The sequence below is a fragment of the Streptomyces sp. NPDC101776 genome (assembly GCF_044766845.1).
Taxonomy (GTDB): domain Bacteria; phylum Actinomycetota; class Actinomycetes; order Streptomycetales; family Streptomycetaceae; genus Streptomyces.
In genome coordinates, this window is sequence record NZ_JBIWMV010000017.1 from 1 (window position 1) to 13,378 (window position 13,378).

13 protein-coding genes are annotated in these 13,378 nt (G+C 72.0%); 7 read left to right on the forward strand and 6 right to left on the reverse strand.

Going from position 1 to position 13,378, the window contains the following annotated elements:
• The first annotated feature begins 162 nt into the window (after positions 1-162).
• Positions 163-741, forward strand: coding sequence for a hypothetical protein (locus tag ACIRRY_RS37520; RefSeq protein ID WP_403982028.1), 579 nt, complete (start codon positions 163-165; stop codon positions 739-741).
• A gap of 124 nt (positions 742-865) precedes the next feature.
• Positions 866-1,504 (forward strand): TetR family transcriptional regulator, encoded by a 639-nt coding sequence (locus ACIRRY_RS37525; RefSeq protein WP_403982031.1) that lies wholly within the window; start codon positions 866-868, stop codon positions 1,502-1,504.
• Positions 1,505-1,506: 2 nt separating this feature from the next.
• Here ACIRRY_RS37525 and ACIRRY_RS37530 read toward each other — a convergent pair whose 3' ends face one another.
• Positions 1,507-2,310 carry a DUF2993 domain-containing protein gene (locus ACIRRY_RS37530; RefSeq protein ID WP_403982033.1) on the reverse strand — a complete coding sequence of 268 codons (804 nt, stop codon included), beginning with the start codon at positions 2,308-2,310 and terminating at the stop codon, positions 1,507-1,509.
• A gap of 9 nt (positions 2,311-2,319) precedes the next feature.
• The gene (locus ACIRRY_RS37535) at positions 2,320-2,928 is read right to left on the reverse strand and encodes a TetR/AcrR family transcriptional regulator (protein WP_403982036.1); all 609 of its coding nucleotides are present in this window, start codon (positions 2,926-2,928) and stop codon (positions 2,320-2,322) included.
• A gap of 107 nt (positions 2,929-3,035) precedes the next feature.
• Here ACIRRY_RS37535 and ACIRRY_RS37540 point away from each other — a divergent pair, with 107 nt between their 5' ends.
• Together ACIRRY_RS37540 and ACIRRY_RS37545 are read left to right on the forward strand one after the other, a co-directional pair.
• Positions 3,036-4,679, forward strand: coding sequence for an MFS transporter (locus tag ACIRRY_RS37540; RefSeq protein ID WP_403982038.1), 1,644 nt, complete (start codon positions 3,036-3,038; stop codon positions 4,677-4,679).
• Between the two features lie 424 nt (positions 4,680-5,103).
• The gene (locus ACIRRY_RS37545; protein WP_403982041.1) at positions 5,104-6,150 is read left to right on the forward strand and encodes a YbhN family protein; all 1,047 of its coding nucleotides are present in this window, start codon (positions 5,104-5,106) and stop codon (positions 6,148-6,150) included.
• A 28-nt stretch (positions 6,151-6,178) separates the two neighbouring features.
• Here the strand turns inward: ACIRRY_RS37545 and ACIRRY_RS37550 are convergent, their stop codons facing one another.
• A complete protein-coding gene (locus ACIRRY_RS37550; RefSeq protein WP_403982044.1) occupies positions 6,179-6,967 on the reverse strand; it encodes an SDR family NAD(P)-dependent oxidoreductase in 789 nt (262 codons plus the stop codon).
• 87 nt (positions 6,968-7,054) lie between these two features.
• On the opposite strand from ACIRRY_RS37550, the gene ACIRRY_RS37555 reads away from it, so the two are divergent.
• Positions 7,055-7,906 carry a helix-turn-helix transcriptional regulator gene (locus ACIRRY_RS37555; RefSeq protein WP_403982047.1) on the forward strand — a complete coding sequence of 284 codons (852 nt, stop codon included), beginning with the start codon at positions 7,055-7,057 and terminating at the stop codon, positions 7,904-7,906.
• A 6-nt stretch (positions 7,907-7,912) separates the two neighbouring features.
• Here ACIRRY_RS37555 and dmpG read toward each other — a convergent pair whose 3' ends face one another.
• From dmpG to mhpD, 3 genes are read right to left on the reverse strand one after another with little or no spacing between them, the layout of a single operon-like run.
• Positions 7,913-8,929 (reverse strand): 4-hydroxy-2-oxovalerate aldolase, encoded by a 1,017-nt coding sequence (gene dmpG / locus ACIRRY_RS37560; protein WP_403982049.1) that lies wholly within the window; start codon positions 8,927-8,929, stop codon positions 7,913-7,915.
• On the reverse strand, positions 8,926-9,861 hold the full coding sequence (locus ACIRRY_RS37565) for an acetaldehyde dehydrogenase (acetylating) (RefSeq protein WP_403982052.1): 936 nt from the start codon (positions 9,859-9,861) through the stop codon (positions 8,926-8,928). The genes dmpG and ACIRRY_RS37565 overlap by 4 nt, the downstream gene beginning before the upstream one ends.
• Positions 9,858-10,697, reverse strand: a complete 840-nt coding sequence (mhpD, locus tag ACIRRY_RS37570; protein WP_403982054.1) for a 2-keto-4-pentenoate hydratase — start codon at positions 10,695-10,697, stop codon at positions 9,858-9,860. Before mhpD ends, ACIRRY_RS37565 begins: the two co-directional genes overlap by 4 nt.
• Positions 10,698-10,825: 128 nt before the next feature.
• On the opposite strand from mhpD, the gene ACIRRY_RS37575 reads away from it, so the two are divergent.
• The gene (locus ACIRRY_RS37575; protein WP_403982508.1) at positions 10,826-11,575 is read left to right on the forward strand and encodes an IclR family transcriptional regulator; all 750 of its coding nucleotides are present in this window, start codon (positions 10,826-10,828) and stop codon (positions 11,573-11,575) included.
• Between the two features lie 128 nt (positions 11,576-11,703).
• Entirely contained in the window at positions 11,704-13,212 is a 1,509-nt protein-coding gene (locus ACIRRY_RS37580) for a hypothetical protein (protein ID WP_403982510.1), read from the forward strand.
• The last annotated feature ends 166 nt before the right edge of the window (positions 13,213-13,378 follow it).

Below are 13,378 nucleotides of genomic sequence, written 5' to 3' on the forward strand. Positions count from 1 at the left end.
CGCCCGCGGGGGGGCCGGCCGGCCCCCGCCGGGCCCAACCCGGGGGGGGGGGGGGGGGCCCCCCCCCCCGGGGGGGCGGGGGGGGGGCCCCGGGGGGGGGGGGGCGGGGCCCCCCCCCGGGGCCCCCCCCCGGCCGTCGCGGGGTTGCCGGAAGGGGGAGTTGTGGCGTGGCGGAGTGAGGAGTTCGGGGAGTCCCACGAGGGCATCGTGGGGGCGGTCCTCGCCGACGGCAGTGAGCCGAAGTCGGTGTACATCGATGTGGGCAGCGGCAGTTGTGGCCTGGAGACGCGTGAGTGGTGGGCCTACAACGGCTGGCTGGGCCGGCCGAAGGCGGCGGGCTGGCGGGCCTCGTGCGCGTGCGGTTGGCGCGGGGAGAGCCATCTCATCGACTGGGACCAGGTGGAGGACCACGATCTCGACGATCTGGACACCTCCGACGGGTACGAGGACTGGTGGGAGCACATCAGCGCCGTCGAGCGCCGTACGGTCCCGCTGCCGGAGCAACTCTCCGAGCTGATCGAGCAGTTGGAGGAGCGGCTCGACGCGCTCGCGGACACGGCGCCGGTGGCCGCGCTGAAGGCGGTGGCCATGCTGGAGCGCATGGCGGGCCGGGTGGGCAAGGAAGCGGCTTACGGCGCGCAGGCCGACGACGTGTCTGACGAGGCGCTGGGCAACGCGCTCGGGCTGAGCTTGCGCATGGCCCAGTCCCGGCTCGACCGCTACCTGCGTCCCTATTACTGACGTACGGGGAGAGATCGGCCGCCGCCGTTCGCGGTGCCGTGACGTGAGGGGGCCGAGGGTGCGTGCCAGACTGGACGTACCGCTCGCCCCGCTCCGTCGTTCCCGCACTTCACCGAGGTTGTCCGTGACCAAGCCCCCGGCCCGTGTCCCCCAGCGAAGCAACGCGCGCTCCAACCGGGAACGCATCCTGGCCACGGCCCGCCGGGAACTCGGCCGGAACCCGGACATCACCCTGGAGGAACTGGCGCGCGCGTCCGGTGTCGTACGACGCACCCTGTTCGGGCACTTCCCCGGCCGGGAGGCGCTGCTGGAGGCGCTGGCCGAGGAGGCGTCGGAGGCCATGAAGGGCGTGCTGTCCGCCGACCCGGCGCCGTCAGGTCCGGGGGCGGAGCCGGCCGAGCGCTCGTTCGCGCGGTTCGTACTGTCGATGTGGACCGTGGGGGACCGCTACCGGCTCCTCCTGGCGCTGGCCCGCCGTGACCTGGGCCAGGAGCGCGTCACGGAGATCCTGGCCCCGGCGCGCCGGGTGGCCACCACCATCCTGGACCGCGGACAGCGCGACGGGGTCTTCCACACCCAACTGCCGCCCGCCGTGCTGTCCGCGGGCCTGGAAGCCATGACCATCGCCCTGCTCGAAGAGGTCAACTCCGGGGAACTGGAGGACGACGGGACCCGGGCGGCGGTCGCCTCGCTCATCGCGGCCGGGGTGCCGGAGAAGCAGGCACGGGTCGTGGTGGACGAGGTCGCGCCGGAGCGGGACTGAGATCAAATGCCCTTGCTGTACGGCGAGTTGCTCTGCGCTGCCCCGCCACTTCGCGAGCTGTCGCCGGAGCGGAAGGTGACCGACTCGCCGGTCAGTTGGGCGACCAGGCCGCTCTCCGTCGTGGTCACTGAGCGCAGCCGCAGGCCCTGAGGGATGTTCCGGAGCCGGATCGGCCGCTCGAAGACCTGGCCGAGCGCCGCGCGCCCCACCTCGGGCAGCGGACCGCCCGTCACCTGGAAGTCCTTGAAGGCGATGCGGTTGCCGGACAGCACCGAGACGGTGGCCGTCACGGTGACGGCGTCGCCGGTGGGCAAGGGGATGCTCGCGCGCACCTGGTCGGGACGGGTGCCCCGGGAGATCTCCAGTCCCAGGGCGTCGGACACGTCCGGGTAGGACAGCAGGGCGGTCGCCTCGGCCGAGCGGGCCAGCGCCTCCGTGTCGTCGTCGGACTTCCTCAACTCGGCGAGGCTGAGGGAGAGTTCGGTGACCGGCAGCGGGCCGCCGGCATCGCTCGCCGGTATGTCGTGCGCGGTGATGTCCACGTGCCGCAGGGTGCCGGACATCAACTGCGTCAGCACCGGGAAGCCCCGCACACGGACCTCCGGGGCCGACGGGGTCTGCATGCCCTCCTGGAACGCCTCGGCCGTACGGGACTCAACCCGTGACCTCGCGAAGTGGTCGGCGATGAGCGGCACGAGGAGCAGGGCGAGCAGTGCGCCGACGGCGACGGCGACAGGGCGCCGATTCCTCCGGGGCGGGTGCTCGTACGCGGAGAACGCGGCGTCGGCGTGGTCGTACGGGTGCATGGGTCTCCTTCAGGGGGACGGTCGCAGGCGGTGAACCGTGGTGGCCGCGAGGCCGGGTCCGACACCCGCGGCGATCAGGGCCGCGGTGGCGGCGGCCGTGCCGTCGTCCGTCCAGCGGCCGGAGTTGACGCAGTCGAGCAGTGACACCAGGAGTGCCTCCACGGCCCTGGTGAGGGGGACCGGGGGGACGGCGGTGTGGAAGTCGCCCTGCCGCTGACCCTGGGCGAGGATCCCGGCGACCGTGTCACGGGCCGGGCCGAGCAGTGCGTCGACCGCGTCGGGGCCGAGGTCGTGGTGGGCGAGGGCGATGAGCACGCGGTAGCGGTCGCCGATCGGCCAGAGCGTGAGGACGAAGCGGGCCAGGGCGGTCACGGGATCCGGCGTCGGCGTCCGGCCGACGGCACTCGCGCGCCGTACCGCCTCCCCGGCGTCCGCCGCGAGGCCGTGGACGAGCGCGGCCCGCCCGGCGAAGTGCCCGTAGAGGGTGCGCCGGGCCAGGCCCGCCGCCTGCGCGATGTCACCGAGGCTGCTGTCGGGGTCGCGGCCCAGTTCCCGCCGGGCCGTTTCCAGGATGCGGGCGCGGGTGGCGCGCGCCTTGGCGCTGCTGGGGCCGGTCATGTCGACACCTCCTGGCGGGCTGGTCCGTTCCGGCATAGTTGCACATCGATGGGCAATAAAATAGCCTGCACATCAGTGAGCAATTAATGTCCCCCTAGGAGCTTGCGATGCCGCTCTTCGCCACCACACCCGTCGACAAGACGACCGGGCCGTACGCTCGGCGCTGGTCCGCACTGATCGTGCTCTGCCTGAGCCTGCTGATCGTGGTCATGGCGAACACCTCGCTGATCGTGGCCGCCCCCGACATGACCACGGACCTGGGCCTGAGCAGCAGTGATCTGCAATGGGTGATCGACGGCTACACCGTCCCGTACGCCGCGCTGATGCTCGTCCTGGGCTCGATCGGCGACAAGTACAGCCGTCGGGGCGCGCTCGTCACCGGCCTGGTGATCTTCGCCGGCGGATCGGTGATGGGCAGCCTGGTCCACGAGACCGGACTGGTCATCGCCGCCCGCGCGGTGATGGGCGTGGGAGCGGCCGTGGTCATGCCGGCCACGCTGTCCCTGCTCGTCGCGATCTTCCCGAGGCGCGAGCGGGCGCGGGCCATCACGGCCTGGACCGCGACCTCGGGCCTGGCCATCGCCGTCGGCCCGCTGGTCGCGGGCTGGCTCCTCCAGGACCACGCCTGGGGCTCCACGTTCCTGATCAACGTGCCCATCGCCCTCATCGCGGTGGTCGGCGCCCTGGTCCTCGTACCGCCGTCCAAGGCGGCCACGACGGACCGCATCGACTACGTGGGCGGTCTGCTCTCCATCGTCTCGGTCGGCAGCCTCGTCTACGCGATCATCGAAGGCCCGCACTTCGGCTGGGGCGCGGGTCCGGTCACCGCGGCCGTCGTCGCCGCCGTCGGGTTCCCCGCCTTCGTGGCCTGGGAGCTGCGCCACCCGCACCCCATGCTCGACGTCCGCAAGTTCGCCCACCGTCCCTTCAGCGGCTCGATGGCTGCGGTCCTGTTCTTCTTCTTCGGCACCTTCGGCGCGATCTACTACGCCACGCAGTTCCTGCAGTTCGTCCTCGGCTACAACGCGCTGGAGACGGGCGTACGACTGCTGCCGCTGGCCGGTGCGGTGTTCGCCGGCGCCGCGGTCACCGGGCGGCTGACCCCCAAGCTGGGCATGAAGCCCATGGTGGTGACCGGCATGGTGCTCGGCACCGTGGGCGTCCTGCTGCTCACCCAGATCGACAAGACCTCCGGCTATAGCGACTTCCTGCCCACGATGCTGCTGCTGGGCTTCGCGATCGGGCTGAGCGTCTCCCCGGCCACGGACACGATCATGGGCTCCTTCCCGGAGAGTGAACTGGGCGTCGGCGGCGGCGCCAACGACACCGCGCTGGAGTTGGGCGGGTCCCTCGGTATCGCCATCCTCGGCTCGCTGCTGGGCACCAGCTACAAGGACCGGCTGACCGACCTGGTCGGCGGCCAGTTGCCCGCCGCCGCGCTGGACACCGCCAAGGACTCGGTCGGCGGCGGCTTGGCGGTCGCCCAGCAGATCGCGAAGACACCGTCCGCCGGACCGCGGCAGGCGCAGGCCCTTGTCGACGCCGTGAACGAGGCCTTCGCCCACGGTGTCGCGCAGACCAGCCTCGTCGGCGGGATCATCATGGCCGCCGGCACCCTCATCGTCCTCGCGGTGCTGCCGGGTCGGCGCGACGCGGCCAAGGTCGCGGCCAAGGCCGAGCCGACGGCGGCGGAGGAGGAGGCGACGGCGGGGACCGGCCGCGAGCAGCAGCACGCGGAGCCGACGGCGTAGGAAGTCGGCTGCGGCAAAGAGCATGCGGAGCCGACGGCGGAGGCCTGCGGTGGCGAGGGGCATACGGGGCCGATGAGGGAAGCCCCCCCCGTGACGACGAGAACGCGGGCCGATCGCGGAGGCCGGTCGGGGCAAGGAGCACGCAGGGTGGACGACGGAGGCCGGTCGGCGCGCAGGGTGGAAGACGGAGGCCGGTCGGGGCCAGGAGTGCGCGGACTCGGTCCAGGAGTCTCGTGCGGCCGCGGCCCCTTCGGTATCGGCAGCCGGGGGCAACGGCGGGCCGGTCGGACCATCGTGCATAAACTGGACGCGTTCCGCCCCGGCGCCCGCTCCCTCGCCCGCTCGGAGAACACCGGCCCCGCATCGCGCGGAGCCGGAGTCGCCGACGGCTGAAGCCCCCTTCACGAAATCGACGGTCCTGCCTGTGCACGCTCCGGACACCACCGCCATCGAACCGGCCGACGCGGCGCCGCATCGCACCCGACGCTGGCTGCGGCCGGTGGTGATCGGGGTCCTGCTCGCGCTGTTCGGCACCGAACTGGTCCTGGGCTGGCCGTCGTTGGCCGCCGCGCTGTCGGAACTGCGCGCACCCCGGCTGAACTGGTTCGCCCTCGCGCTCGTCGCCGAAGTGGCCGCCATGGGCTGCTACGCGCGCATGCAGCGACGGCTGCTGCGCTCGGCCGGGGTGATCGTGCCGATCCAGAAGCACGTCGCCCTGGCCTACGCCGCCCACTCCCTCAGCGTCACCCTGCCCGGCGGCCCGGCCTTCTCCACCCACTTCAACTACCAGCAGATGCGCCGCTTCGGAGCCACCCCCGCCGTCGCCTCCTGGTGCATCGCGCTCTCCGGCCTGCTCTCCGCGGCGGCCCTGGCCGTCGTCACCGCGATCTCCGCGATCGCCTCCGACGGCAGCCTCCAGTGGCACAGCCTCGTCACCCTCGGCCTGGCCGTGCTCCTGCTCACCGTCGGCATCCGGCGCATCACCCGCCACCCCGAGAAGGTCGAACCGGCCACCCGCGCCGCGCTGGCCCGGGTCAACCGGCTGCGGCACCTTCCCGAGACCCAGGGCCTGGACCGCATCCGCGGCTTCGTCGAGCAGCTCCGCACCGCCCGGCTCGAACCCCGGCACGCGGTCGCCGCCGCCGTCTTCGCCGTCCTCAACTGGCTGCTCGACGCGGGCTGTCTGTGGCTGTGCTTCCACGCCATCAGCGACACGCAGATCAGCAACGCCCAACTGCTGCTCGCCTTCTGCGCGGGCATGGCCGCCGGGACCCTCACGATCATCCCCGGCGGCCTCGGCCTCATCGACAGCGCGCTGATCCTCGGACTGGTCACGGGCGGCGTCGCGACCAGCACCGCGATCGCCACGGTCGTGCTCTACCGGATCATCAGCTTCGGGTTCATCATCGGCGTCGGCTGGATAACGTGGCTGGTCATCCGCCGCCACAACCGCCGGGAGCCCGCTGTCTAGCGGAGCCGGACTCCCAGGCCCTGGACCCTCAGGCCCGAGCGCCGCCGTCGACCCGCAGGACCGTGCCGGTCACGAAGGACGCGCGGTCACTGAGCAGCCAGGCCGCGGCCTGGGCGATCTCGTCGGGGGCGGCCGCGCGGCGCAGCGGGGTGACCGCCGTGATGCGCTTCTGGAGACCGGGGGAACTCTCCTCCCAGGTCCGGATCATCTCGGTCAGGGTGTTGCCGGGGGCGATGGCGTTGACGCGGATGCCCTCCGGGCCGTAGGTGACGGCGGCCGACTCCGTGAGGCTGTTGACCGCACGCTTCATCGCACCGTAGGCGGGCAGTTCGGGGTTGCCCATCAGGCTGCCCACGGACGAGTTGTTGACGATGGCGCCCGTTCCCGCCGTCGCACGGATCGCGGCGATCTGGGCGACCATGGCCAGCCAGACGCCCTTGAGGTTCACGTCGTAGACGCGGTCGAAGTCGCTCTCCGGCAGCTCGTCCATCGGGCCGGGGGGCTGGATCGTCGCGCCGTTGTTGAAGGCCACGTCGAGTCGGCCGTACAGGTCCACGGTCCGGTCGACGGCCGTACGCACGCTGGTCGAGTCGGCCAGGTCGCACAGCACATAGTCCGCGGTGCCGCCCGTCTCCCGGATCTCTTCGGTGACCGTCTTCAGTTGGGTCTCCGTGCGGGCCGCGAGCAGGACCCGGGCGCCTTCCCGGGCGAACAGCCGCGCGGCGGCCGCGCCGATCCCGCGTCCGGCGCCGGTGACGAAGGCGACCTTGCCGGCGAGCAGGCCCATGGAGGTGTCGGTGGTGGGTGTGTTGTCCATGGCAGCGAGCCTGCGCCGGTCCGCGGGGCGGATCCAGGCACCGGCAGTACCTGGATCGGGAGGCCGCCGCCCGTGCACACTGGGGGAGTGGACCGACGAGAACTGGCCGACTTCCTGCGCAGCAGGCGTGAGCGGATCACCCCCGCCGAGGTGGGGCTGCCCGCGGGACCGCGCCGCCGTACCCCGGGACTTCGCCGCGAGGAGACGGCCCAGCTGGCGTACATCTCGACCGAGTACTACACACGGCTGGAGCAGGCCCGCGGCCCGCACCCGTCGCGCGAGGTACTGGCCGGGCTGGCCCGCGCCCTGCGTCTGACGGACGCCGAGCGCGACCACCTCCACCACCTGGCGGGTGTACCGCCGGGGCCGCCGCCCGGTCCCTCGCGCGAGGTGCGGCAGAGCATCCTCGATCTGTTGCTCCGGCTGCCGCAGGCCGGCGCGATCGTCCTGTCCGCGACGTACGAGGTGATCGCCTGGAACGACCTTGCCTCCGCCCTCATGGAGGACTTCTCGGCCGTGCCACGACGCGACCGCAACCTGGTGCGCCGGGTCTTCCTCGGGCCACAGGCGGAGGGGCAGCGCCTGTACGGGGTGTCGGACGCCGAGGCGTTCGGCCGCAATGCGGCCCAGGACCTGCGCGCCACCGCCGCCCGCTACCCCGACGACCCGGAGTTGACCGCGTTGGTCAGTGAACTCCTCGCCGGGAGCGAGGAGTTCACCCGGCTGTGGGCCTCCCACGACGTGTCCACCGCGCCCACGCTGTGCAAGACCTTCCAGCACCCGCTGGTCGGCCCGGTCACCGTCAACTGCGACGTGCTCGACATCAGGGACCGGGACCAGCGGGTCGTGATCTACACCGCGACGCCCGGCTCCCCTTCCGAAGGCGCCCTGCGGCTGCTGTCGGTCATCGGCACCCAGCGCATGGACATCGCCCCCTGATCTGGATCAGCCCTCTGCCCCCGCCACCAGGTCCAGCGCGATGTCCGTGATCATGTCCTCCTGGCCGCCGACCATCGCCCGCCGTCCGGCCTCGACCAGGATGCTCCGTGTGTCGAGGCCGTAGCGGGCCGCCGCGGTCTCGGCGTGGCGCAGGAAGCTGGAGTACACGCCCGCGTAGCCGAGGCTGAGGGTCTCGCGGTCCACCCGTACCTCACGGTCCTGCAGCGGTCGTACGAGATCGTCGGCCGCGTCCATGAGCGGGAACAGTTCGCAGCCGTGCTTCCAGCCCATCAGATCGGCGACCGCGACGAAGGCCTCCAGCGGACAGTTGCCCGCGCCCGCGCCCTGGCCCGCGAGGGAGGCGTCGACGCGGATCGCGCCGCCCTCGACGGCGACGACCGTGTTGGCCACGCCCAGGGCGAGATTGTGGTGCGCGTGGATGCCCAACTCGGTCTCCGGGGCGAGGACTTCGCGGTACGCGCGGAAGCGGTCCCGTACCCCGTCCATCGTCAACCGGCCCCCGGAGTCGGTGACATACACGCAGTGGGCGCCGTAGGACTCCATCAGCCTGGCCTGGCGGGCGAGTTCGGTGGGCTCGGCCATGTGGGACATCATCAGAAAGCCGGCCACATCCATGCCCAACTCCCGGGCGGCGGACATGTGTTGGGCGGCGATGTCGGCCTCGGTGCAGTGCGTGGCGATCCGCACCGAGCGGATGCCCAGCGCGTGCGCCTGCTTGAGGTCGTGGACGGTTCCGATGCCGGGCAGCAGCAGGGTCGTGGGGATCGACTGTCGTACGACGTCGGTGACGGCCTCGATCCACTCCCAGTCGGTGTGTGCGCCGACGCCGTAGTTGATGCTGGAGCCCGACAGTCCGTCGCCGTGCGCGATCTCGATGGCGGCCACTCCGGCGCTGTCGAGGGCGGCGGCGATCGCGCGGGCCTGGTCGACGGTGTAGCGGTGGCGCACGGCGTGCATGCCGTCCCGGAGGGTGACGTCCTGGACGTAGAGGGACGGGGTCACTTGGCGGTCTCCTTGCCGGTCCGGGCGGCCATGCGTTCCGCGGTGCGCAGCGCGGCCGAGGTCATGATGTCGAGGTTCCCGGCGTAGGCGGGGAGGTAGTGGGCGGCGCCCTCGACCTCCAGGAACACCGACACCTTGAGCAGCTCGCCGGTGCCCGGCGCGAGGCTGCGCAGCGGGTCGTCGGCGGCCACCTTGTCGTACTGCACCTTCTGCTTGAGCCGGTAGCCGGGCACGTACGCCCGGACGCGGCCGACCATCTCCTCGACGGACGCCGTGACCGCCTCGGTCGCGCAGTCGGAGACCAGGCAGTGCACGGTGTCCCGCATGATCAGCGGCGGTTCGGCCGGGTTGAGGACGATGATCGCCTTGCCGCGCGCGGCGCCGCCGACGGCCTCGACGGCCCGGGAGGTGGTCTCGGTGAACTCGTCGATGTTCGCGCGGGTGCCGGGGCCGGCCGAGCGGGAGGCGATGGACGCGACGATCTCGCCGTAGTGGACCGGCGAGACGGCGCCCACGGCGGCGACGATCGGGATCGTGGCCTGGCCGCCGCAGGTGACCATGTTGACGTTCGGGGCGTCGAGGTGGGCCTCGCCGTTGACCGACGGGACGACGTACGGGCCGAGGGCGGCCGGGGTGAGGTCGACGAGGGTGCGGCCCAGGGGGCGCAGCACCTCCTCGTGGTGGCGGTGGGCGCCGGCCGAGGTCGCGTCGAAGACGAGGTCGACATCGGCGAACTCGTCCAGTTCGACGAGTCCTTCGATGCCCTCGTGAGTCGTGGCGACCTTGAGGCGGCGGGCGCGGGCCAGGCCGTCGGAGTCCGGGTCGATGCCGGCCAGCGCGGCGATCTCCAGGGTGTCCGAGAGGCGCAGGACCTTGATCAGGAGGTCGGTGCCTATGTTGCCGGAGCCGATGATGGCGACCTTTGTGGTCACTTGCCGTCCTCTTCCGTTTCGGTGGCGAAGCGGACCCGGACCGAGCCCAGGTCCGAGATGTGGGCCTCGAAGGTGTCTCCGGGGGCGGCCGGGGTCATCGGGCCGAGGGCGCCGGTCAGCACGAGGTCGCCCGCGCGCAGCGGGTCGCCCCGCTGGGCGAGGGCCGAGGCCAGCCAGACCGCCGCGACGAGGGGGCTGCCGAGGCAGTCCGCGCCGGTGCCCGCGGAGACGGTCTCGCCGCCCCGGCTCATGGTCATCGTGACCGTGCGCAGGTCCACGGCCGTCAGCGGTACGGGGGTGGCGCCCAGGACGTACAGACCGCAGGAGGCGTTGTCCGCGACGGTGTCGACCAGGGAGATGTCCCAGTTCCGCACCCGGCTGTCGACGATCTCCAGCGCGGGCAGCGCGAAGTCCACCGCCCGCAGCACGTCGACGATCGTGCATGCGCGTTCCGGCAGATCCCGGCCGAGGACCAGCGCGACCTCGGCCTCCACCTTCGGCTGGAGCAGCCGGCCCAGCGGCACCTCGCCGCCGTCCGGCACCGACATGTCCGCGAACAGCGCGCCGAAGTCCGGCTGGTCCACGCCCAGTTGACGCTGCACGGCGGGGGAGGTCAGGCCGATCTTGCGGCCGACGATCCGGCGGCCGGCGTCCACCCCGCGCCGGACGTTCAGCTGCTGCACGGCGTAGGCGGTCTCCACTCCGCCGCCGTCGAGCAGATCGCGCACCGGCGGGCAGACGACCCCGGTACGGGTGGCCTCCGCCAGCAGGTCGGCGGCCTTGACCACGGCCGGGGACACGGCGTCCGGGCGGGCGCCGTCGGGCACGGTGGACACGGGTTACCTCCTGGGGAACAGCGGTGCGGGTACACCCATCGGTATAGACAGCATCCCCTCAAGGGGACAATCTTTGTTCTGTGACACGGAATAAAGGGAGCGGCGGAATGTCGGAGAAAAACGGGAGCATGCTGGAGAAAGCCGCGCTCATCCTCGACTGCTTCAGCCCGAGCGGCGGTCCGTACCGTCTGTCGGAACTTTCGGAGCGCACCGGACTGCCCAAGCCCACGGTCCACCGGCTGGCTGCCGATCTGGTCCGGCTGGGCTGGCTGGAGCGCTCGGGCCCCCGCTATCTGCTCGGCGCGAAGCTGTTCGAGCTGGGCTCGCTGGTGCCGCACCGGCGCGATCTGCGCGAGACGGCGCTGCCGTTCCTCCAGGACCTGTTCGAGGCCACCCGCGAGACCATCCACCTGGGTGTGCGCGAGGGCATGGAGGTGGTCTACCTCGAACGCATCCACGGCCACGAGGCGTTGCGGCTGCCCTCCCGCATCGGCGGCAGCCTCCCGCTGACCTGTACGGCCGTCGGCAAGGCCCTTCTGGCCTTCTCCGGCGCCGAGTTGACGGAGGAGGTGCTGTCCCGGCCGCTGCCGAGCCTCACCCCGCACTCGATCACCGACCCGGCCCGGCTGCGCACGGCCCTGGAGAAGATCCAGGTCTCCGGCCTCTCCTACGAGGAGCAGGAGGCCGCGCAGGGCGTGAGCTGTATCGCGGCCCCGGTGTTCGCCGGTGACACCGCGGTCGCCGCCCTCTCCGTCGCCGTACCGCGCAACCGATTCCGGCCCGCCCAACTCGCCCCGGCGGTAAGGACGGCGGCGCTGGGGCTGTCGCGCGTGCTGCGCGGCTCAGGGGCGGCACGGAACCCACTGTCCTCGCGGTGAACCCGACCGTACACTGACAAGTCACGGTAACGGGGGCGAAGTTGTTCGGGGGGAGAATCATGTCCGGTGATCAGTACGGCAGTTATGGTGACCAGTACGGCGGTCATCAGGGGTTCGTCGCACCACCCATGCCGTCGGCCCCGCCGCCCGCGCCACCGGACGGACTCAGATCCGCCGTGGTCGGACTCCTCAACCTCAGTGGCCTCGGGCTCGGTTACGCGCTGACGCGCCGCTGGCTGCTGATGGCGGCGTGCTGGGTCGCGACGATCGTGCTGCTGCTGGTGGCGCTGCCCGCCGACCCGGACGGCGTCTCCGGTGTCCTCGTCACCCTGTACGTCGTGTTCCTCGTGTTCGCCGCCGTCCACGGCGCGTTGGTCGGCCTGCGCACCCGCCTCACCTGGCCCGCGCCGCTGCCCCTCGTACTCGCGCTGGGCCTGGTCCTGCTCGCCGTACCGGCCGGGGGAGTCGTGCTGTACGACAACGCCCGCGACGAGGCGACCGAGCAGATGCTCCTCGACCGGCTGGAGACGGCTGACCAACTCGTGGCGGACAACGGGACGTTGCCGTTCTCCACGGCCGAACCCCGCTACCGCCAGGCGCTCGGCGTCTACGACGATCTCAGCAGCGCGCACTCCGGTTCGCGGGCGGCCGGCAAGGTGCCCGACCGGCTGAAGACGTTCTACACGACGGTCGCCGGCGCCTACACGCAGAAGAACTACTGTGACGCGATACCCCAGTTGAAGTATCTGCGGACCGTCCCCGGCACCATCGACAAGAAGCAGTTGGGCACGCTGACCACCTGGCCGGACGACCGGCTGGCCACCTCCCTGTACGAGTGCGCCTCCACCGCGCTCGGCACGAAGGGCGTCGACTGGCCGACGAACTTCGGGTACCTGCTGACCACGTTCCCGCAGTCCGCGCAGGCCAAGCAGGTCGAACCGGCCGTCAAGACCGCTGTCGACAAGACGGCCCAGGGGGTCCGCGGCAGTGAACCCTGCGCGGCCGTCGAGCAGTTGAAGAGCCTCTCCGGGCAGATCGGCAGCCTCCAGGGCCAGCAGGCGGGCGTGGCCGACGCGCTCGGCGCGGACGCCCGACGGGCCGACAGCCAGGCCGCCGCCGGTACCTACCAGTGCGGTGTCTCGCAGTACAAGGACGCCGACTTCGACTCGGCGCTCGACACGATGAACGACTTCGTGAAGGACAACCCGCACGACAAGAACCGGGCCCGGGCCAAGAAGATAGCGATCGCCGCCGAGATCGCGCAGACGGTCCCGGCCGCGGGCAAGAAGCTCCCGACGACCGCGTCCGGCGGCAGCATCTCCGTCACCGTCAAGAACGACAGCCCCGACGACATCACCGTCCTGTACACCGGGCCGGTGACCGGGAGCTTCAGCCTCAAGGGCTGCGGAAGCTGCACCACGTACTCCCTCACCACGACCCTGCTGTCCGGCTTCAAGCCGTGCAGCTCCGGCAAGAACTACCCGCAGAAGACGATCAGTCTGCCGACCGGCACGACGTACTTCGTGCACCGTCCCGACAGTTCCAGCGCGACGCCGGCCTCGGACACGGCCAAGCTCAGGTCGGGCTACATCTACACGGAGTGCGCCTACAGCACGGGAGCCTTCGGCACCGGCTGACGTACGCGGACCGGGAATCGAGCGCGGGGGGGGGGGGGGGGGGGGGGGGGGGGGGGGGGGGGCCCCCCCCCGCCCGCCCCCGGGGGGGGGGGGGGGCGGGGGGGGGGGGGGCCCGGCGGGGGGGTAGAGGGGCGAGGAGAAGGAGGGCGGGACGCCCGGTAAAGAG